The organism is Pseudomonas sp. DTU12.1, assembly GCF_009873475.1.
GTDB lineage: Bacteria > Pseudomonadota > Gammaproteobacteria > Pseudomonadales > Pseudomonadaceae > Aquipseudomonas > Aquipseudomonas proteolytica.
In genome coordinates this window covers 1811238-1832855 of record NZ_CP045254.1, presented here as the reverse complement: position 1 = coordinate 1832855, position 21618 = coordinate 1811238, and the positions used below count along the sequence as shown (strand labels likewise).

The 21618-nt window shown below is 61.0% G+C and carries 11 protein-coding genes; 4 read left to right on the top strand and 7 right to left on the bottom strand.

Annotated features, from left to right (window positions below):
* Nucleotides 1-33 precede the first annotated feature (33 nt).
* Nucleotides 34-1092: a DUF2066 domain-containing protein gene (locus tag GDV60_RS08105; protein ID WP_029292401.1), complete on the bottom strand. Its 1059-nt coding sequence runs from the start codon at nt 1090-1092 to the stop codon at nt 34-36.
* 358 nt (nt 1093-1450) lie between these two features.
* Here GDV60_RS08105 and purM point away from each other — a divergent pair, with 358 nt between their 5' ends.
* From purM to GDV60_RS08085, 4 genes are all read left to right on the top strand, one after another.
* Entirely contained in the window at nt 1451-2509 is a 1059-nt protein-coding gene (purM, locus tag GDV60_RS08100) for a phosphoribosylformylglycinamidine cyclo-ligase (RefSeq protein WP_029292400.1), read from the top strand.
* Complete coding sequence (gene purN, locus GDV60_RS08095; RefSeq protein ID WP_159906808.1) at nt 2509-3159, top strand: phosphoribosylglycinamide formyltransferase; 651 nt, start codon at nt 2509-2511, stop codon at nt 3157-3159. The genes purM and purN overlap by 1 nt, the downstream gene beginning before the upstream one ends.
* 8 nt (nt 3160-3167) lie before the next feature.
* Nucleotides 3168-3881, top strand: a complete 714-nt coding sequence (locus GDV60_RS08090) for a DUF3108 domain-containing protein (RefSeq protein WP_029292398.1) — start codon at nt 3168-3170, stop codon at nt 3879-3881.
* A 311-nt stretch (nt 3882-4192) separates the two neighbouring features.
* Complete coding sequence (locus tag GDV60_RS08085; protein WP_029292397.1) at nt 4193-4381, top strand: hypothetical protein; 189 nt, start codon at nt 4193-4195, stop codon at nt 4379-4381.
* Nucleotides 4382-4634: 253 nt separating this feature from the next.
* On the opposite strand, the gene GDV60_RS08080 is transcribed toward GDV60_RS08085, so the two are convergent.
* The 6 genes from GDV60_RS08080 to GDV60_RS08055 form a co-directional block, all read right to left on the bottom strand.
* Nucleotides 4635-5180, bottom strand: a complete 546-nt coding sequence (locus GDV60_RS08080) for a DUF2058 domain-containing protein (RefSeq protein ID WP_070995894.1) — start codon at nt 5178-5180, stop codon at nt 4635-4637.
* Between the two features lie 25 nt (nt 5181-5205).
* Nucleotides 5206-6039 (bottom strand): nucleoside triphosphate pyrophosphohydrolase, encoded by an 834-nt coding sequence (gene mazG, locus GDV60_RS08075; RefSeq protein ID WP_133714205.1) that lies wholly within the window; start codon nt 6037-6039, stop codon nt 5206-5208.
* A 156-nt stretch (nt 6040-6195) separates the two neighbouring features.
* Nucleotides 6196-8439 (bottom strand): GTP diphosphokinase, encoded by a 2244-nt coding sequence (gene relA / locus GDV60_RS08070; protein ID WP_029292394.1) that lies wholly within the window; start codon nt 8437-8439, stop codon nt 6196-6198.
* Nucleotides 8440-8559: 120 nt separating this feature from the next.
* A complete protein-coding gene (gene rlmD, locus GDV60_RS08065; protein ID WP_029292393.1) occupies nt 8560-9912 on the bottom strand; it encodes a 23S rRNA (uracil(1939)-C(5))-methyltransferase RlmD in 1353 nt (450 codons plus the stop codon).
* Nucleotides 9912-10814: a cysteine synthase CysM gene (gene cysM, locus GDV60_RS08060; RefSeq protein ID WP_029292392.1), complete on the bottom strand. Its 903-nt coding sequence runs from the start codon at nt 10812-10814 to the stop codon at nt 9912-9914. Before cysM ends, rlmD begins: the two co-directional genes overlap by 1 nt.
* A gap of 334 nt (nt 10815-11148) precedes the next feature.
* A complete protein-coding gene (locus GDV60_RS08055; protein ID WP_159906806.1) occupies nt 11149-21216 on the bottom strand; it encodes a retention module-containing protein in 10068 nt (3355 codons plus the stop codon).
* Between the last annotated feature and the right edge of the window lie 402 nt (nt 21217-21618).

Sequence of the window (21618 nt, the reverse complement as noted above, 5' to 3'; positions counted from 1 at the left end):
ATCTGTCATTTGCTTCTATATAAGGAAGAACATTTACCAACGAAAACGCAGTTGCGGCTCAGGCTCGGCTGGCGGCAGCGGCGCAGGTGCAGCCCCCTCGGCCACGGGCGGCTGTACAGGCTGCGGCGCAAGAGCCTCACCGGCGGGCACTTCCTGCAACTTGGCCAGGCTCAACTGGCTGCGCAGTTGCTCGCTGCTGCCATTGACCCGATAGACGATCCGATCGCCATCCACCCGCTGCAACTGCGCGCCAAAAGGTTCCAGCAGATGACCGAGGGCGGCGTAGCGTTCCAGGGTCATGCCTTGCACTTGCAGCAACTGCTCGCTGGACACCCCGGCTTTTACCGCAAAACGGGGAGCAAGACGCTCACTGACCGCCAGCAACACGGCATCAGCCAAGGCAGCCGTGTCAGCGCCCTGTACGCTGCCCTGCTCGGCTTTGTCACCCAACCACAGGCGCCATTTGGCTTGCCATTGGCCCGCCTCTTCACGGGCGTGCACCGCCAGCAGCGCATCGGCGCCATAACGTTCGGAAGCCGAACGCAGGGGCGCGGGATCTGCACTTTCAAGATTAGGCGCGGTGGCAACGATCTGCTCATCGAGGTCGCCCAGTGGCAGGCGCAACGGCAAGCCGCGATGCTGGGCTGCACGGCGCAGTGGCTCGGCCGCCGACTGGCCATCACCCACCAGGCTGCTGCCTTCAGTGGAATCGTTCAGCCACCAGCCAAGGATCGACGGCCGATTGTTGCCCCACAACGCCAGGCCTGCATCGCGCAGGGCGCGGTCGGTGCTGACCGGGTCGAAATCCACTTGCAGGCTTTCCGGGGGGCCCGCGTCGTAGCCGTACTGGCTGATGATCTGTTGCGGATCCTTGCGGATCGCTGCCAGGCCAGGGCCCTCGGCGGCCTTGGCGTCGCCGGTCAGGCGGATCACCAGGGTCTGCAGGGCACGCTGGGTGGCTTGTTCACGCTCTTGCGGCGCCTGGCTGCTGACAGGCTCCAGCACTTGATAGAGGCCATTGAGGGTTTCGGCATGACTCGCCAGGCTGACCAACGACAAACAGCCGACAAAAAAGTATCTACTCAGACCCATGAAAAAAGATTCCCGAACGACAAAAAAGCGGCTGGAACAGACCGCGTGAAGAAGGTTAAGCAAGGCTGTGACCACAGCGACCGGCAAAACATTCACAAGGCCCCGGTAAGTTTTCGTACTGTCATAACGATAGCGGGTTAAAGGCTATACCTTAATACAGGCGATCGCGGCGCCGAATAAGGTTTTTTTAGCACCATATGCCTCTGCCCGTCGGCCCGAGGATGGCCGCTGCCCCTCAAGCCTGATAAAATCGCGCGCCTTCGCAGACCGTCAACGGCTGGGCGTCCTGAAGTGTTCAACTTCCGTACCCCCACCGCATCGGTCGTTACCCCTGAATCCCCCCCTAAAGGCCTGGATCATGAGCAAGCAACCCTCCCTGAGCTACAAGGACGCCGGTGTAGACATCGACGCCGGTGAAGCATTGGTCGAACGCATCAAGAGCGTCGCCAAGCGCACTGCGCGCCCCGAAGTCATGGGCGGCCTGGGCGGTTTCGGCGCCCTCTGCGAGATCCCGGCCGGCTACAAGCAGCCTGTGCTGGTCTCCGGCACCGACGGCGTGGGCACCAAGCTGCGCCTGGCGCTGAACCTGAACAAGCACGACACCATCGGCATCGACCTGGTAGCCATGTGCGTCAACGACCTGGTGGTATGTGGCGCCGAGCCGCTGTTCTTCCTCGACTACTACGCCACCGGCAAGCTGAACGTGGAGACCGCTGCACAAGTGGTCACCGGTATCGGCGCCGGCTGTGAGCTGTCGGGTTGCTCCCTGGTCGGCGGCGAAACCGCTGAAATGCCGGGCATGTACGAAGGCGAAGACTACGACCTGGCCGGCTTCTGCGTCGGCGTTGTAGAAAAAGCCGAGATCATCGACGGTTCCAAGGTGGCCGCTGGCGACGCCCTGCTGGCCCTGCCATCGTCCGGCCCGCACTCCAACGGCTACTCGCTGATCCGCAAGATCATCGAAGTGTCCGGCGCCGACATCGAGAACACCCAGCTCGACGGCAAGCCCTTGACCGACCTGCTGATGGCCCCGACCCGCATCTACGTCAAGCCATTGCTCAAGCTGATCAAGGACACTGGCGCCGTCAAGGCCATGGCCCACATCACCGGTGGCGGCCTGCTGGACAACATCCCGCGCGTGCTGCCAAAAGGCGCCCAGGCCATCGTCGACGTGGCCAGCTGGCAGCGCCCGGCGGTCTTCGACTGGCTGCAAGAGCAAGGCAACGTCAATGAAACCGAGATGCACCGCGTGCTGAACTGCGGCGTGGGCATGGTCATCTGCGTGGCTCAAGAACACGTGGAAACTGCGCTGAACGTACTGCGTGAAGCCGGCGAGCAGCCATGGGTGATCGGCCAGATCGCCACCGCTGCCGAAGGTGCTGCCCAGGTTGAACTGAAGAACCTCAAGGCTCACTGATGCCAGCAACCTGTGATGTCGTGGTGCTGCTTTCCGGCACCGGCAGTAACTTGCAGGCCCTGATCGATAGCACGCGCGCCGACGACAGCCCGGTGCGCATCGCTGCGGTGATTTCCAACCGCAGCGACGCCTACGGCCTGCAACGCGCCCAGGACGCGGGTATCGATACCCGCTCCCTGGATCACAAGGCGTTCGACGGTCGCGAGGCCTTCGATGCAGCCTTGATCGAACTGATCGACGCCTTCAATCCCAAGCTCGTGGTCCTCGCCGGTTTCATGCGCATTCTCAGCGCTGACTTCGTGCGCCACTACCAGGGGCGCCTGCTGAATATCCACCCTTCCCTGCTGCCCAAATACAAAGGGTTACATACCCACCAACGGGCCCTTGAGGCCGGAGATACAGAGCACGGCTGCAGCGTGCACTTTGTCACCGAGGAACTCGATGGCGGGCCTCTGGTCGTACAGGCAGTAGTTCCGGTAGAGTCTGCGGACTCGGCGCAGAGCCTTGCGCAACGGGTTCACACCCAGGAACACAGGATTTACCCGCTGGCGGTTCGCTGGTTTGCCGAAGGACGCTTGGTGCTCGGTGAACAAGGCGCGTTGTTGGACGGCCAGTTACTTGCGGCCAGCGGCCACTTGATTCGTACCTAGGAGATTTTATGCGTCGTGCCCTGCTCTTCGCTTTTGCTCTGCTTGCCCTGCCTACCGTGCACGCGGCAGATCTACAGCCTTTCTCCGCCAGCTACACCGCCGACTGGAAGCAGTTGCCCATGAGCGGCCAGGCCTCCCGCAGCCTGGAAAGCACCGGTAACGGCGTCTGGAAGCTCAGCTTCAAGGCCTCGATGATGATCGCCAGCCTGACGGAAGAAAGCACCCTGACCCTGGACAAGGACACCCTGCTGCCCCAGTCCTACCACTTTGAACGTGGTGGCCTGGGCAAAGCCAAGAAGGCCGACCTGGACTTCGACTGGACCGCCAAGATGGTCACCGGTACCGATCGCGGCGACGCGGTCAAGATCCCACTGAACCGCGGTATGGTCGATAAATCCACCTACCAGTTGGCCCTGCAGCATGACGTAGCGGCCGGCAAGAAAACCATGAGTTACCAGGTAGTGGATGACGGCGAAGTCGAGACCTATGACTTCCGCGTACTGGGCACCGAGAAAGTCGACACCAAGGCCGGCAAGATCGACGCCATCAAGGTTGAGCGCGTGCGCGATCCGACGCAAAGCAAGCGCACCACGGTGATGTGGTTTGCCAAGGATTGGGACTACCTGCTGGTTCGCCTGCAACAAGTCGAAACCGACGGTAAGGAATACAACATCATGCTGTTGGACGGTACGGTCAATGGCAAGGCTGTGAAAGGCAGCTGATCGTTGATTGATTGAAAGAGCCTCGCTAACTGCGGGGCTTTTTTTCGCCTGCATTTTTTCATGGGTGGCTGATACCGCTATCGCCGGCAAGCCGGCTCCTACAGGTCTAAACAGACTAACCAACATGAAACTTTTGTCATAAACCGCCCCCTCCTGCGACGCAATGTCGCGGTTTACGGGGCCTGGAGCATTGTTGCGGCTACTGCAATGAATTGTTGCACGCCAAGTCAGTTTACTTAGCAAGCTAACAAAATATATAACAAAGGCCTGCGACGCCTTGCCGCAGATCAACCAGAGACTGGAGCAAGCAGATGACAGTAAAAGTAACTGAACGCGACGATGCCCATATGTCCCACGAAGCCCTGGCCCACGGCATTCATATCTGGGATGTGCATCAACAAGACCTGCTGGTAGGCATGTTTCACAACGAGTGCGACGCCCACAATTATAAAAACGAGCTCGAAACCCTCGAAATGAAACGCCAGGCATCCAGCTCCTGACTCACTGGAGTGCTATGGGCCGCTCCGTGGCTATGACCACGGAGGTGGAAGTGATTGTGGCGAGCGGGCTTGTTGTGGCGAGCGGGCTTGCCCCGCGCTGGACTGCGAAGCAGGCCCAATAAGGCCGGCCGCGATCTTTAAGATACAACGGTGGGCTTACGTTTTGGGGCCGCTTCGCAGCCCAGCGCGGGCAAGCCCGCTCGCCACTACAAGCCCGCCTGCCACAATAGCCCCGCTTACAACCGCAAGGTTGTTACCACATCAGATCATCAGGGATCTGGTACGCGGCGTATGGATCGTCCTCATCCGGCACCTGGGTCTCGGTGAGGATGTTGAGCTGGACGATGCGTTCAGGCGCGCGCTCCTGGATTTTCAGGGCGGCCTCCCGTGGAATCACTTCGTAACTACCGCCATGGTGGACAATCGCCAACGAGCCGTTGCTCAGCTTGTTGCGCATCAAGGTATTGACCGACAGGCGCTTGACCTTCTTGTCGTCAACAAAGTTGTAGTAGTCCTCGGTGGTCAGCTTGGGCAGGCGCGAGGTCTCGATCAATTGCTTGACCTGCGCGGCACGGGCCTTGGCCTCGACCTTTTCCTGCTGCTGACGGTTGAGCTCCTGGTCGCGCTTGACCTTCTCGGCCTGCGCTTCCAGGGCCAGGCGCTGCTGGGTGTCATCGGCCTGGGCCTGGCCTTTGTGAACCAGGCGCTGCTGCTTCTGCTTGTCTTTGCCGACCTGCTTGGCCTGCTTCTGATTGACCAGGCCTGCTTTGAGCAACTGGTCGCGAAGGGAAATGCTCATGGTGCTTACTCACTTAGGCAACTGCTCAACCGCAGTTGGACACATTCTTTTCCTGGCGTTTGGCTTCACCCCACAGGGCGTCCAACTCTTCGAGGGTGCAATCTTCCATGGGACGGTGGGTGTCGCGCAATGCCTGTTCGATAAATCGGAATCGCCTTTCGAATTTGGCATTGGCACCGCGCAGGGCGGTTTCCGGGTCCACCTTGAGGTGCCGGGCCAGGTTGACCGCCGCAAACAGCAGGTCACCGACTTCATCGGCAATCGCTGCCGGGTCGTTGTCGGCCATGGCTTCGAGCACCTCATCGAGCTCTTCACGCACGTTATCCACCACCGGTAACGCCGCTGGCCAGTCAAAGCCTACCTGGCTCGCGCGTTTTTGCAATTTGGCCGCACGGGACAGTGACGGCAAGGCGCTGGGTACATCATCGAGCAGGGACAGTTGCTGCGGGGCCTGGGATTTTTCTGCGCGCTCCTCGGCCTTGATTTGCTCCCAGCGCTCCTTGACCTGCTCTTCGCTTAACTGAGGAACATCCAGCGGCGCATACAGGTCGCCGGTGGGGAACACATGGGGATGCCGGCGAATCAGCTTGCGGGTGATGCTGTCGACCACCCCGGCGAACTCGAAGCGCCCTTCTTCCCGGGCCAATTGGCTGTAATACACCACCTGGAACAACAGGTCGCCCAACTCGCCTTGCAGATGATCAAAATCCCCGCGCTCGATGGCGTCGGCGACTTCGTAGGCTTCTTCCAGGGTATGGGGCACGATGCTGGCGTAGGTTTGCTTGATGTCCCACGGGCAACCATATTGCGGGTCACGCAGGCGGTTCATCAGGTGCAGCAGGTCTTCAAGTGAATACATCGGTCAATCTCTGTCCGCTGAAATGGTCATGCCACCGATCAATGTGGGAGCCGGGCTTGCCCGCGATGCAAGCGCCTCGGTGTGCCTGGCAGACCGAGTCGATGCGATCGCAGGCAAGCCAGCTCCCACACAAGCCGGCTCCAACAAGGGATCAGGTCATGGCGTGCGGTTACGCCGCGTCTCGATGATGTTCGGCAACTGGGAGATACGCCCCAGCAACCGCCCCAACGCGTCCAGCCCCGGAATCTCGATGGTCAGGGACATCAGTGCAGTGTTGTCCTCTTTGTTCGAGCGGGTATTGACTGCCAGTACGTTGATCCGCTCATTGAGCAGCACTTGCGAAACGTCCCGCAGCAGACCCGAGCGGTCGTAGGCACGGATGATGATGTCCACCGGGTAGGTGAGCACCGGCACCGGCCCCCAACTGACCTGGATGATCCGCTCCGGCTCACGCCCGCCCAACTGCAGCACCGAGGCGCAGTCCTGGCGGTGAATGCTCACCCCACGGCCCTGGGTGATGTAGCCGACGATGGCATCGCCCGGCAACGGCTGGCAGCAGCCGGCCATCTGGGTCATCAAGTTGCCTACGCCCTGGATCTGGATATCGCCGCGCTTGCCCGGCTTGTAGCCGGTGGCCTTGCGTGGGATCAGTTCCAGTTGCTCGCTGCCACGCTCCGGTTCCACCAGTTGCTGGGCCAGGTTGACCAACTGCGCCAGGCGCAGGTCGCCGGCACCGAGGGCAGCGAACATGTCTTCGGCAATCTTCATGTTGGCCTTTTCGGCCAACTTGTCGAAATCCACCTGGGGCAGGCCCAGGCGCCCCAACTCGCGCTCGAGCAAGGTCTTGCCGGCGGCGACGTTCTGGTCCCGCGCCTGCAGCTTGAACCAGTGGACAATCTTCGCCCGCGCACGCGACGTGGTGATGTAGCCCAGGTTCGGGTTCAGCCAGTCGCGGCTCGGCGTACCGTGCTTGCTGGTGATGATCTCGACCTGCTCACCGGTCTGCAGGCTGTAGTTGAGCGGCACGATGCGCCCGTTGATCTTGGCGCCACGGCAGTTGTGGCCGATCTCGGTGTGCACGCGGTAGGCAAAGTCCAGCGGCGTCGCCCCCTTGGGCAAGTCGATGGCGTGGCCGTCGGGGGTGAAGATGTAGACCCGGTCGGGCTCGATATCCACCCGCAGTTGCTCGGCCAGGCCGCCGATATCGCCCAGCTCTTCGTGCCATTCCAGCACTTGGCGCAGCCAGGAGATTTTCTCTTCGTACTGGTTGGAGCCCGACTTGACGTCGGTACCCTTGTAGCGCCAGTGCGCACACACGCCCAACTCTGCCTCTTCGTGCATGGCGTGGGTACGGATCTGCACTTCCAGCACCTTGCCCTCGGGGCCGATCACCGCCGTGTGCAGCGAGCGGTAGCCGTTCTCCTTGGGGTTGGCGATGTAGTCGTCGAACTCTTTGGGAATGTGCCGCCACAGCGTATGAACGATACCCAGCGCGGTGTAGCAGTCGCGCATTTCCGGCACCAGCACACGCACGGCGCGCACGTCGTAGATCTGGCTGAAGGCCAGGCCCTTGCGCTGCATTTTGCGCCAGATCGAATAGATGTGCTTTGCCCGGCCGCTGATATCGGCTTCGACACCGGTAGCCTGCAATTCCGAGCGCAACTGGCCCATCACATCGCTGATGAAACGCTCACGATCCAACCGCCGCTCATGCAGCAGGGTCGCGATCTGTTTGTATTGATCGGGCTCCAGGTAGCGGAAGGACAAGTCCTCCAGCTCCCACTTGATATGGCCGATGCCCAGGCGGTGAGCCAGGGGCGCGTAAATATCGAAGACCTCACGGGCGACGCGATTGCGCTTTTCGTCATCGGCGGTTTTCACCGCACGGATCGCGCAGGTGCGCTCGGCCAGCTTGATCAGCGCGACGCGTACGTCGTCGACCATCGCCACCAGCATCTTGCGCAGGTTTTCCACCTGGCCCTGGGTGCCGAGCACCATCGACTGGCGCGGGCTGAGGCTGGCGCTGATCGCAGCCATACGCAACACGCCATCGATCAGCTTGGCCACCACCGCGCCGAAACGCTGGCTGACCAGCGGCAACGCAATATGCCCTTCGCGCACACCGCGATAGAGCACCGCGGCGATCAGGGAATCCTGGTCCAGCTTGAGGTCGGCGAGGATCTCGGCGATTTCAAGCCCGGTACGAAAACTGGATGTTCCTTCGGCCCAGAGGTTCTTGGCCGCATTGTCTTGCTGTTCTGCCTCGCGAGCGAACTCGCAGGCGGCTTTCAAGGCTTCACGGTCCAGTGCCGGATCGACACTGATGGCATGATCCAGCCATGCCTCGAGATTGATACTGCCGTCGGTGTTGATCGGCTGGTGTGCTCTCACCTGTACCATCTTGCTTACCTTCCCTACGACGCGCCTGTAGCGCGTCAAAATCGCTGACCCTTGTAACGCGAACTCCCTGGCAGGTCACAGGCCCTGGAGAACGCAGGCCAGTCGGACTAAGCGAGCATCCTAGCTCGCTTCAAATAACGCCATCGCCTCGACATGCGCAGTTTGCGGAAACATATCGAGGATCCCGGCACGTTTTAGCCGGTAGCCTTGCTTGACCAACTCGACAGTGTCCCGCGCCAGCGTGGCTGGATTGCAGGACACATACACCAGGCGATCAGCCCCCAGAGTGGCGAGCTTGCGCACAACCTCCAGGGCACCATCGCGGGGTGGGTCCAAGAGTACCGCAGAAAAGCCTGCTTTGGCCCACTGCGCATCACTCAAAGGCTGGGACAAATCGGCCTGAAAAAACTGCACATTATGCAAATTGTTGCTTGCGGCATTCAGCGCCGCGCGGTCCACCATGGCCTGCACGCCCTCTACCGCCACCACTTCACGCACTTGGCGCGCCAGAGGCAGGGCAAAGTTGCCAAGGCCGCAGAACAGGTCCAGCACCCGTTCGTCGGAACGTGGTGCCAGCCAATCCAGCGCCTGGGCAACCATCGCTTCGTTGACCCCGGCGTTGACCTGCACAAAATCCCCAGGCCGGTAAGCCAGGTCCAAGTCCCACTGCTGCAGACGATAGCCCAGGCCCGCCCCGGCCGCGAACGGCTGGGGCTCGCCCTCTCCATGCAGCCACAACTGGGCATCATGGAAGGCACAGAATTCTTGCAGCACCACCAGGTCGGCATCCGACAGCGGCGCCATATGCCGTAGCAACACGGCAATCGACGAGCCACTGAACAACTCCACATGCCCCAGGGCCTGAGGTTTGCTCAGGCGCCGCAACATGTTGGGCAGGCGTTGCATGATCGGTTGCAAGGCCTGTACCAGCACCGGGCAATCATCGATGGCCACGATGTCCTGGCTGGCCACGGCGCGAAAGCCAACGTCCAGGCGCTTGGCCTTGACGTCATAGCGCACGGCCACGCGGGCCCGGCGGCGATAGCCGAACTCGGGCCCGCTCAACGGCGCGGCCCACTCCTGGGGCTCGACCCCGGCAACACGGGACAATTGCTCGGCGAGCATGCGCTGTTTCAGGGCAAGCTGTTCGTCGTGGGGCAAGTGTTGCAGGCTGCAACCGCCACAACGGCCGGCATGGGCGCACGGCGCCGGGCGACGCAGTTCGCTGGCCTTGAACACCCGTTCGGTGCGGGCCTCGACCACTTTGCCATGGGCACCCAGCACCCGCGCCTCGACCTCTTCGCCGGCCAGTGCACCCACTACAAACCAGGTGCGGCCCTCGAAAAACACGATACCCCGGCCATCGTTGGCCAGGCGTTCGATGGTCAGGCGCTGTTTTTTACCGACCGGGATTTGTGGCGCCCGATTACCGCCCGTTGGCTGGAAACGCAGGCCTCGCTCTTGCTTGGCCATCAGTTGGGCGCGTCGAAAATGCCGGTCGACAGGTAACGGTCGCCTCGGTCACAGATGATCGCGACGATCACCGCGTTTTCCAGTTCTGCAGACAAGCGCAACATGCCGGCCACAGCGCCACCCGAGGACACACCGCAGAAGATGCCTTCTTCACGGGCCAGGCGACGGGTGGTGTCTTCGGCTTCACGCTGGGCCATGTCGATGATGCGATCGACGCGGGCGGCGTTGTAGATCTTTGGCAGATACTCCTCGGGCCAGCGGCGGATACCGGGGATCGCCGCGCCTTCCATCGGTTGCAGGCCAACGATCTGGATCGCCGGGTTCTGCTCCTTGAGGTAGCGCGAGTTACCCATGATGGTACCGGTGGTGCCCATGGAGCTGACGAAATGGGTGATGGTGCCCTGGGTCTGGCGCCAGATTTCCGGGCCGGTGCTGGCGTAGTGCGCTTCCGGGTTGTCACCGTTGGCGAACTGGTCCAGGACCTGGCCACGGCCTTCGGCGGCCATGCGCTCGGCGAGATCGCGCGCGCCTTCCATGCCTTCTTCCGGGGTGACCAGCAACAGCTCGGCACCATAGGCGGTCATCGCCGCCTTGCGCTCGGCGCTGCCGTTGTCGGGCATGATCAGGATCATCTTGTAGCCCTTGATCGCCGCGGCCATGGCCAGGGCAATCCCGGTATTGCCGGAGGTGGCTTCGATCAGGGTGTCGCCGGGCTTGATCTGCCCACGCAACTCGGCGCGGGTGATCATCGACAACGCCGGGCGGTCCTTGACCGAGCCTGCCGGGTTATTACCCTCGAGCTTGAGCAGCAAGGTATTGCTGGTGTTACCCGCCATGCGCTGCAAGCGGACCAGGGGGGTGTTGCCGACGCAATCGGCGATGGTTGGGTACTGCAAGGTCATGGCGTATTCGCAATCCAGACTGCGGGGGCGCCTATCATACCGGCAAACGCTGGCGGGCCATATCACGCAAAGTGTGGTGCTTATAACTCAATGAACTAAAGCCCAGGGCTGTCGTGGCTAGGGACTGTTGTGGCGAGGGGACTGTTGTGGCGAGGGGGCTTGTCCCCCGCTGGGCTGCGCAGCAGCCCCAATAAGACCGCCGAGGTGTGTCAGGTCAACTGAGGGTGCAGGTTTTGGGGCTGCTACGCAGCCCAGCGGGGGACAAGCCCCCTCGCCACGACAGCCCCCTCTCCACAAAAGCCCCTCTGCCAGAACAGCTCCCTGGCCACAGGAGTTACACGGTATCCACCTTCAATGAATGATCGTTGAGCATCCCGTTAATGATGGTCGCCGTGTCTGCCCCACCCGCAATCAGGCCACCCGCCCCCGGTGTCACGCCGTATTGGGTCGCCAGGTTGACGCCGGCCAGGTCGATGGTCTGGGTAGCCGTGGCCCCTGCAACAGAGCTGATGTCGATGGTGGTCGTGCCGCTCACCACCTTGAAGTGCAGGTAATCATCCAGGGACGCCGTCGTCGCATTCTCCCCTTGCAGCAATTGCGAGAGGTCCAGCTTGTCGGTGCCCACGGTAAAGTCGGTGATGACGTCGTGCCCGCTACCGCCGGTGAGGTATTGGAAGGTGTCGGCACCCGCGCCGCCGGTCAGGGTGTTGTTGCCCGGACCACCGATCAGGATGTCATCGCCGCCCTCGCCCTTGAGGGTGTCATTGCCCAGCCCGCCCGAGATCAGGTTGTTGCTGCCGTTGCCGGTGAGGAAGTCGTTGAAGTTGGAACCGATCAGGTTCTCCAGGGCCTGCAATGTATCGGTCCCGGCGCCCCCCGTGATTTGCCCTCCCTCCGTGCCAAGGTTGACGGTCACGCCCGACGTGGCATTGGCGTAACTCACTGTATCGATGCCCGCTCCACCATCGAGCAGGTCATTGCCGATACCACTGAACAGCAGGTCATTGCCATTGCCGCCGTGCATCTCGTTGTTGCCATTGCCAGCACTCAGTACATCATTGCCATCGCCGCCATTGAGGATGTTGTTACCGGGCCCGGCCATGAGGATGTCATCACCGTTGGTACCGGTGAGGGTGGTGCCGGCCTGGTAGGTGATGTCTACGGCGGCGCTATCACTGCCGCCGTGGTTATCGCTGACCGAGTAGTTACCGTGGTAGTCCGGCGTGAAGTCCTGGGCGCCGGCGTAGTTGATCTTCATATTCAGCTGGTAGTTTTCTGCGCCATTGGCGTTGCCACCTGCTGGATTGGTGGTGTTGGCAATGTGAATCTGATAGCTGCCGCCCGTTAACGCAGTCAGCGTCGCGCCATCCGCGAGAGGGAGTTCTCCGCCACCGTTGAGCGAATAGGTCATGACGATGTTACCGACCGGCCGGTTGTGATCCAGGTTGAGGGTCTCCCCCGCCCTGAGTGTGACCGTCACGCGATCGTCGGCCGTAGCGCTGCCGACACTGCCGAGACTGCCGGTGATCGCAAGGGCTGCGGTCAGGGCCCCGATATCGGCAAACGAGGTACGTACATCCCCCAGGCTTGTACCGGTGAGCGTTCTGGCCCCCGTCCCGGTAAACGCCGCGTTCTTGGCCACCCAGCCGGTTGGAAAACTGGTGGGGATAGCCGTCAGGTTGTCATGGTTGGCATCGCTGTCATTGGCCAGCAGCAACTGCGCAGGCACCACAATGTTGCCCGACAGGATATTGGTGATCACATGGTCATCACCGGCCACCGGTGCCACGTTGGGGTTGACCTTGACCACCAGGCTGGAGGTCGCCAGGTCGCCGTCGTTATCGCTGACGGTCACGCCAAAGGTTTCGGTGACCAGCGAGCCCGTCAATTTCGGCGGGTTGTAGCGGAACTCGCCGTTGTCCATGTCGACGATCAGCGTGCCACCCTGATTGGTGGTGATGGTAATACTGTTGCTGACGGTGTCGAACGTGCCGTGCCCGCCCGGCAGGTTGGCACTCATCGAGCCCCCCGCCGCCGGGTTGTAGGTGTAGGTGATGCCATCCACAGTCAGGGATTTGACGAAGCCACCGTCGGCACCAAATGTGCCATCCGTCAGCAGGCTCCCCGTGACTGGCGCGCCCTGCACGGTGCCGGCCAGCACCGCATCCAGGCCCGCCAGGTTGGCCACCACTACCGCATTGGTATTGGTGTGGGTGCTGCCGTCGTAGGCCACCGGGTCCAGGTAAATGCTGTTGACGCCCGCGCCCAGGCCAATGGCATAGGCCTTGATGCCGTTGGCATCGAGGAAGGCCCGCCATACGCCTTCTTCTGTGGCATCGATACCGTCGCCGTACTCCGGGTTGACCACGTTGCCAGGGTTGTTCGGGTTATTGGTGTTGGACGTGGTGGGGTTACCGTCCGAGAAGAAGTACGCCACGTTCTGCGCACCTTCCAGCTTGCCGGCGGTGCCGTAGGCGGTCTGCGCAGTGCCCAGGGCCGAGTCGTAGTTGGTGCCATTGAACGCGGTGAGGCCGTTGACCAGGGTCTTGGCCGTGGCGACGCTGACCCATTGGCTGCTCAACTGTTGCGAGCTGTCGTTGAAGGTCACGATCTGCACCTTCACGTCGCCCATATCGTCATAGCGGTTAAGCAACTGGGTGATGGACGCCTTGGCCAGGTCGAGCCGCGTACCGCCGGCCCCAGACGCGTCATTCATGCTGCCGGAAATGTCGATGATCAGCAGCAGGTTGGAATCCACCTCCGTCGCCGTGACCTCACGCGCGCTGGACACCACTATTGGCATGTCGTCGACAATACTCACCACGATGCTGCTGGTGGTGGAGTTGCCCAGTTGGTCGGTGACCTTGTAGGTGAAGGTCTCGGTCAGCACATTCGGCCCGTCATTGCTGTTGGGCAAGGTCTTCGGTGCCGACGTCAGGGTGTAGGTGTAGGTGCCATTGGCATTGAGCAGGATCTGCCCATAGCTGCCCGTCGCACTGCCGACCAGGCTGAAACTCAACGGGCCAGTGCCGCCGGTGGTCGAGCCCACCAGGGTGCCAGTGGCCGTTTCGCTGGTGGCGGTCGGGTCGCTGCCGATCACAGTGCCGGGCGCCAGGTCGAGGCCATCGAGTTTCAGGTCCAGGGCTTTTTCGTAGACAGTGACATCGCCATCGACGCTAGCCACCAGGCCACTGTCGGCCACATTGATGGTCAGGGTCGTGGTGCTCAAGTCACCGTCTGCATCACGCACGGTGTAGACAAAGGTGTCCACGGCTCCCGGTGGGTTCACCGAGTTGGGGTTGCTGTGATACACGGCGTTGCCGTTCGCATCCAGGGTCAGGTAGCCGAAGCTGCCGGTGATATTCCCGCCCAGGCCACCACTGGCCGGCGTACCGACACCACTCCCTGCCCGCACCCCGACCACCGCACCCGCCAGGGTGGGGCTGTCGGCACCGCCGACATCATTGCCCAACACATTGACGCTGACCACACCGCCCTCTGCTACCGAGCGCACATCGGGATTGGCGATGGGCAGGTCATCGATGATGTTGATATCAATCGTGCCCGTCGCCGTATTGGTGTCGTAATCGCTGGCAGTGACCGGAATTTGCTCGGACAGGCTGTTGGCACCGCTGGCATTGGGGTGCGTTTCGTTGTCGAGCAGGGTGTAGCGGTAGCTGACCACCCCGGTGTTGGGGTCGTAGCCAGTGACAACAAAGCTGTTGCCCAGCAGGGTACCTTCCGCCAGCGGGAAGGTGGCAACCACCCCGTTGGTCACCACATTCAGGCCACCGACCGTGAGGTTTTTCAAACCGTCCAGGGCGGTCACGGTGAAGGTACCGGTCTGAGTCAACAAGGGCGTGTTCGGGTTGGAACCATCGACCAGGTTTTTTTCAAAGACGGTCAACTCCCCGCCAGTCAGATCCAGGCCGGTGAGCACCACCGGGTCGTTGTTGTTATGCACCTGTAGCACCAACTTGGCGGTGCTGGTATCGCCGTCACTGTCGTTCAACTGGTAGGTGAAAGTCTCGGTACCGTTCCCCCCGCCGTGCAGGGCGATAAATTGGGGGTCGGTCTTGTCGAGGGTGTAGGTGTAGCTGCCGTCGGCAAACAGTTGCAGGGTCCCGTAGGTGCCAACAATAGTGTTTGGCGTGACGGGGCCAGTGGCGACCCGATCAGCACCTTGCACATCGTTACCCAGCACACTGCCGGTCAGTGTGAGCTGGCTTTCAGAGGCCACGCCGCCGGGATTGTCGTCGAAGGCTTTTGGCACATCGTCGACCACATTGACGTCCAACGTGCCCGTAGCGCCGCTGTTGTTGCTGTCGGTGGCGGTCACCGTGAACGACTCGCTGATGCTGTTAGTACCTGCGCCGGTTGGGTGGCTGTCAGTGCCGTTGAGGGTGTAGCTGTAGCTGATTACACCGGTGCTGGCGTTGTAGCCGGTGATGGTCAGGGTGTTGCCGAAACCGGTGGGTTCCGATTGCGGGAAGGTCGCCGCCACGCCATTGGTGACGACGCTGATACCGCCCACAGTCAGATTTTTCAGTCCATCCAATGCGGTCACAGTAAAGGTGCCGGATTGGGTCAAAGCAGACCCATCGATAGCGCTGCCCAGCGGCAGGTTTTTCTCGTAAACGGTGACTTCGCCGCCGTTCACCTCAAGACCAGTCAATACCACTGGATCGTCGTTGTTATGCACCTGCAAGACGAGGTTGGCGGTGCTGGTGTCGCCGTCGCTGTCGTTCAATTGATAGGTGAAGGTTTCAGTGCCGCTGCCACCGCCATTCAGAGCCATGAACTGTGGATCGGTTTTGTCCAGGGTGTAGGTGTAGCTGCCATCGGCGAAGAGCTGCAGGGTGCCGTAAGTACCGGTGAAGGTACCGGCAGTTACCGGGCCGGTGGCGACCCGATCAGCGCCTTGCACATCGTTGCCCAGCACGCTGCCGCTGAGGATGAGTTGGCTTTCAGAGGCCACTTGTCCATTGGTATCGTCAGTAGCCTTGGGCACATCGTCGACCACGTTGACGTCCAACGAACCATTGGCGCTGCTGTTGTTGCTGTCGGTGGCAGTTACCGCAAACGACTCACTGATGCTATTGGCATCCGCGCCCGTTGGATGACTGTCAGTACCGTTGAGCGTGTAGCTATAGCTGATCACGCCAGTACTGGCGTTGTAGCCGGTGATGGTCAGAGTGTTACCAAAACCGGTAGGTTCCGATTGCGGGAAGGTCGCCGCAACGCCATTGCTGACGACGTTGATACCGCCCACAGTCAGATTTTTCAGCCCATCCAATGCGGTCACAGTAAAGGTGCCGGATTGGGTCAAAGCAGACCCATCGATAGCGCTGCCCGATGGCAGGTTTTTCTCGTAGACGGTGACTTCGCCGCCGTTTACTTCCAGGCCGGCCAGAACCACAGGATCGTCGTTGTTATGCACCTGCAAGACGAGGTTGGCGGTGCTGGTATCGCCATCGCTGTCGTTCAGTTGGTAAGTGAACGTCTCAGTCCCGCTGCCACCACCATTCAGAGCCATGAACTGCGGATCGGTCTTGTCCAGGGTGTAGACATAGCTGCCATCGGCAAACAATTGCAGTGTGCCGTAGGTACCAACAATCGTATTTGGCGTGACGGGGCCGGTGGCGACCCGATCAGCACCTTGCACATCGTTACCCAGCACGCTGCCGGTCAGGGTGAGCTGGCTTTCAGAGGCCACGCCGCCGGGATTGTCGTCGAAGGCTTTTGGCACATCGTCGACCACATTGACGTCCAACGTGCCCGTAGCGCCGCTGTTGTTGCTGTCGGTGGCAGTCACCGTGAACGACTCGCTGATGCTGTTAGTGCCTGCGCCGGTTGGGTGGCTGTCAGTGCCGTTGAGGGTGTAGCTGTAGCTGATTACACCGGTGCTGGCGTTGTAGCCGGTGATGGTCAGGGTGTTACCGAAACCTGTTGGCTCCGATTGCGGGAAAGTCGCGGCGACGCCATTGCTGACGACGCTGATACCGCCCACAGTGAGGTTTTTCAGGCCGTCCAATGCGGTCACGGTGAAGGTGCCGGATTGGGTCAGTGCAGGCCCATCGATAGCGCTGCCCAATGGCAGGTTTTTCTCGTAGACGGTGACTTCGCCGCCGTTTACTTCCAGGCCGGTCAGTACCACAGGGTCGTCGTTGTTATGCACCTGCAAGACGAGGTTGGCGGTGCTGGTATCGCCATCGCTGTCGTTCAGTTGGTAAGTGAAAGTCTCAGTCCCGCTGCCACCACCATTCAGGGCCATGAACTGTGGATCGGTCTTGTCCAGGGTATAGGTGTAGCTGCCATCGGCAAACAGTTGCAGGGTGCCGTAAGTACCGACGATGGTGTTGGGCGTGACCGGGCCGGTGGCGACCCGATCAGCACCTTGCACATCGTTGCCCAGCACGCTGCCAGTCAGGGTGAGCTGGCTTTCAGAGGCCACGCCGCCGGGGTTGTCGTCGAAGGCTTTTGGCACATCGTCGACCACATTGACGTCCAACGTGCCCGTAGCGCCGCTGTTGTTGCTGTCGGTGGCGGTCACCGTGAACGACTCGCTGATGCTGTTAGTACCTGCGCCGGTTGGGTGGCTGTCAGTGCCGTTGAGGGTGTAGCTGTAGCTGATTACACCGGTGCTGGCGTTGTAGCCGGTGATGGTCAGGGTGTTGCCGAAACCGGTGGGTTCCGATTGCGGGAAGGTCGCCGCCACGCCATTGGTGACGACGCTGATACCGCCCACAGTCAGATTTTTCAGGCCATCCAGTGCGGTCACGGTGAAGGTGCCGGATTGGGTCAATGCAGACCCATCGTTGGCGCTGCCCAACGGCAGGTTTTTCTCGTAGACCGTGACTTCGCCGCCGTTTACTTCCAGGCCGGTCAGTACTACTGGGTCGTCGTTGTTATGCACCTGTAGCACCAGCTTGGCGGTGCTGGTATCGCCGTCACTGTCGTTCAATTGATAGGTGAAGGTTTCAGTGCCGCTGCCACCGCCGTTCAGGGCGACAAACTGTGGGTCGGTTTTGTCCAGGGTGTAGGTGTAGCTGCCGTCGGCGAAGAGCTGCAGGGTGCCGTAAGTACCGGTGAAGGTACCGGCAGTTACCGGGCCGGTGGCGACCCGATCAGCGCCTTGCACATCGTTGCCCAGCACGCTGCCGCTGAGGATGAGCTGGCTTTCAGAGGCCACGCCGCCGGGGTTGTCGTCGAAGGCTTTTGGCACATCGTCGACCACATTGACGTCCAACGTGCCCGTAGCGCCGCTGTTGTTGCTGTCGGTGGCAGTTACCGCAAACGACTCACTGATGCTATTGGTGCCTGCGCCCGTTGGGTGACTGTCAGTGCCGTTGAGCGTGTAGCTGTAGCTGATCACACCAGTACTGGCGTTGTAGCCAGTAATGGTCAGAGTGTTACCAAAACCGGTGGGCTCCGATTGCGGGAAGGTCGCGGCGACGCCGTTGGTGACGACATTGATGCCGCCCACCGTCAGGTTTTTCAGGCCATCCAATGCGGTCACGGTGAAGGTGCCGGATTGGGTCAAAGCAGTCCCATCGTTGGCGCTGCCCAACGGCAGGTTTTTCTCGTAGACAGTGACTTCCCCGCCGTTCACCTCAAGGCCCGTCAGTACCACTGGATCGTCGTTGTTATGGACCTGCAAGACGAGATTGGCGGTACTGGTATCGCCGTCGCTGTCATTCAATTGATAAGTGAAAGTCTCAGTGCCGCTGCCACCGCCGTTCAGGGCGATAAATTGTGGATCAGTCTTGTCGAGGGTGTAGGTGTAGCTGCCATCGGCAAACAGTTGCAGGGTCCCGTAGGTGCCAACAATAGTGTTTGGCGTGACGGGGCCGGTGGCGACCCGATCAGCGCCTTGCACATCGTTGCCCAGCACGCTGCCGCTGAGGATGAGTTGGCTTTCAGAGGCCACTTGTCCATTGGTATCGTCAGTAGCCTTGGGCACATCGTCGACCACGTTGACGTCCAACGAACCATTGGCACTGCTGTTGTTGCTGTCGGTGGCAGTTACCGCAAACGACTCACTGATGCTATTGGCATCCGCGCCGGTTGGGTGGCTGTCAGTACCGTTGAGCGTGTAGCTATAGCTGATCACACCAGTACTGGCGTTGTAGCCGGTGATGGTCAGAGTGTTACCAAAACCGGTAGGTTCCGTTTGCGGGAAGGTCGCCGCCACGCCATTGGTGACGACGCTGATACCGCCCACAGTCAGGTTTTTCAGCCCATCCAATGCGGTCACGGTAAAGGTGCCGGATTGGGTCAAAGCAGACCCATCGATAGCGCTGCCCGATGGCAGGTTTTTCTCGTAGACAGTGACTTCCCCGCCGTTCACCTCAAGGCCCGTCAGTACCACAGGATCGTCGTTGTTATGCACCTGCAAGACGAGGCTGGCGGTACTGGTATCACCGTCGCTGTCATTCAGTTGATAGGTGAAGGTTTCAGTGCCGCTACCACCGCCATTCAGAGCCATGAATTGTGGGTCGGTCTTATCGAAGGTGTACACATAGCTGCCATCGGCGAAAAGCTGCAAGGTGCCATAAGTACCAGTGAACGTACCCGCAGTTACCGGGCCGGTGGCGACCCGATCCGCGCCTTGCACGTCATTGCCCAGCACGCTGCCAGTCAGGGTCAACAGGCTTTCAGACGCCACTTGCGCATTGCTGTCATCGGCAGCGGCCGGTACGTCGTCCACCACACTGATATGCAGCGTGCTGGTGGCCGTGCTGTTGTTGGTATCACTGGCGATCACGCTGAAGCTTTCGGTCAGTTCGTTCACCCCCGCCGCCGTTGGATGCGCCTCGGTGCCGGTCAAGGTGTAGCTGTAGGTGATTACTCCGGTGGCCGGGTCAAAACCGGTGATGGTCAGGGTATTGCCCAGGCCGGTGGCGATCGATTGCGGGAAGCTGGCGGCAACACCACCGGACACCACGCTGATACCGCCCACGGACAGGTTCTGCAAGCCGTCCGCTGCCGACACGGTGAGGCTGCCGGTGCGGGTCAGCGCGCCAGCGTCGGGGCTGCTGCCGTCCACCAGGTTCTTTTCATAAAGCGTCAGGTCGGCACCATTGATGCTGATGCCACCGATCACCACCGGATCGTCGTTGTTATGCACTTGCAGCACCAGGTTGGCGGTGCTGCTGTCGCCATCGGCGTCGGTCAGGGTGTAGGTGAAGGTTTCCGTGCCGTTGCCACCGCCCTGCAGCGTGACAAAGTCAGGGTCGGCGGTGTTCAGCGTGTAGGTGTAGCTGCCATCGGCAGCCAGGACCAGGGTGCCATATTGGCCGGTGAAGGTACCGCCGACGATGGGGCCAGTAGCGATACGGTCCGCACCCTGGGTGTCGTTGTCCAATACGTTGCCGCTGAGGGTCAACAGGCTTTCCGAAGCGCTGCCCTCGTGGCTGTCGTCCAGCGCCTTGGGCACGTCATCGATCACGGTGATATCCAGGGAACCGGTGGCGGTGTCGTTGTCGCTATCGGTGGCAACCACCGCAAATTGTTCGCCCAGGCTGTTGGTGCCGCCACCTGACGGATGGGCCTCATTGCCGGTCAAGGTATAGCTGTAGCTGATCACCCCGGTGGCCGCGTTGTAGCCGGTGATGCTCAGGGTGTTGCCCAGCCCGGTGGTGATGGTTTGCGGGAAGCTGCTGGCCACCCCGCCGCTGACCACGCTGATGCCGCCCACGGTCAGGCTTTGCAGGCCATCGGGCGCCGAGACGTTGAAGGTGCCGCTTTGCACCAGCGCCGCCGGATTACTGGCCGAGCCTTGGGCAAGATTGGCCTCGTCGAGCGTCAACTCACCGCCCTCGACCTCCAGCCCGCCCAGGCTCACCGGGTTGTCGGGAGGCACCACCACCGGCTGGTCGTTGCCGGTATCCGGCTGGCCGGCGACCTGGAACAACGGAAACTCGGGAATACCGCCAAAGCCCGCCGTCGGAAAGCCGATGACCGGCTCCACGCGCCCGGCGACTTCGGTCAGCAGCACAAAGGAGTGCCCACCGCCCAACTCACCCGCCGCTGTGCTGCCGGTCTGGCCAGCCGCCGTGGCTTCACCGGTCTGGGTCGGGTCGGCACCGGCAGCAATGGCTTTTTGCAGTTGCTGCACATCGGTCAACTGCGCCTGGCTCGGCGCAAGGTCTTCAGAGCCATGAACCTGCGGCGCCTGGCCGGCCAGCAGTTGCGGGGAGAGGCCCAGGCTGCTGTCGCGCCCCAGGGTCAGCTCATGGCCGTTGGTCAGTTGCACCGCCACCGCACCGGCCGCGCCGGTCTGCAGTTGCTCGCCGGCAAACAGTCGGTCGCCTTCGATCAGGCTCCGGCGGCTGCCATCTCCCGCCACGGCAAAGACTTCCCCAACCACCTTGCTGACAACACCGATTAACTTGGCCATGTGCTTATCTCCCTGTCCGACCCCAGTAGTCGACACCTCGGTTACGTGCACAAATGCAGTGGATCCAGTGGCCCGGGCCTTCGCCCGGAAGTGGCACAAAACTGATTCAAATCAGCCGCCAAACCGCGCTTCGACCCGCTTGCAGAGAGCCTTCCCAGGGACCAAGTGACAAAAAACCGTCACTCTTAAATTCCCTTTTTTCCGCTACCCCACGATCCGCTTGCACTTGCGATTGAACTTTCCAAGGCCCTGAAAATGCGCCGAAGCGCACATAACTCAAGGCTTGTGCTTTGAACAATGTCTTGCTTCACGCAGAACGCATAAGTTTTTTTGGACATAAACGTTATGAGAAATTCTTCTTAGGTCCTCCTGCAAATGTTCTTAGCTCTGTTGTTACAAGCC

What these genes read in the sequence shown, in the direction of transcription:
- GDV60_RS08105 (WP_029292401.1), bottom strand. Translation starts at nt 1,092, where the DNA reads ATGGGTCTGAGTAGATACTTTTTTGTCGGCTGTTTGTCGTTGGTCAGC.
- purM (WP_029292400.1), top strand. Translation starts at nt 1,451, where the DNA reads ATGAGCAAGCAACCCTCCCTGAGCTACAAGGACGCCGGTGTAGACATC.
- purN (WP_159906808.1), top strand. Translation starts at nt 2,509, where the DNA reads ATGCCAGCAACCTGTGATGTCGTGGTGCTGCTTTCCGGCACCGGCAGT.
- GDV60_RS08090 (WP_029292398.1), top strand. Translation starts at nt 3,168, where the DNA reads ATGCGTCGTGCCCTGCTCTTCGCTTTTGCTCTGCTTGCCCTGCCTACC.
- GDV60_RS08085 (WP_029292397.1), top strand. Translation starts at nt 4,193, where the DNA reads ATGACAGTAAAAGTAACTGAACGCGACGATGCCCATATGTCCCACGAA.
- GDV60_RS08080 (WP_070995894.1), bottom strand. Translation starts at nt 5,180, where the DNA reads ATGAGCATTTCCCTTCGCGACCAGTTGCTCAAAGCAGGCCTGGTCAAT.
- mazG (WP_133714205.1), bottom strand. Translation starts at nt 6,039, where the DNA reads ATGTATTCACTTGAAGACCTGCTGCACCTGATGAACCGCCTGCGTGAC.
- relA (WP_029292394.1), bottom strand. Translation starts at nt 8,439, where the DNA reads ATGGTACAGGTGAGAGCACACCAGCCGATCAACACCGACGGCAGTATC.
- rlmD (WP_029292393.1), bottom strand. Translation starts at nt 9,912, where the DNA reads ATGGCCAAGCAAGAGCGAGGCCTGCGTTTCCAGCCAACGGGCGGTAAT.
- cysM (WP_029292392.1), bottom strand. Translation starts at nt 10,814, where the DNA reads ATGACCTTGCAGTACCCAACCATCGCCGATTGCGTCGGCAACACCCCC.
- GDV60_RS08055 (WP_159906806.1), bottom strand. Translation starts at nt 21,216, where the DNA reads ATGGCCAAGTTAATCGGTGTTGTCAGCAAGGTGGTTGGGGAAGTCTTT.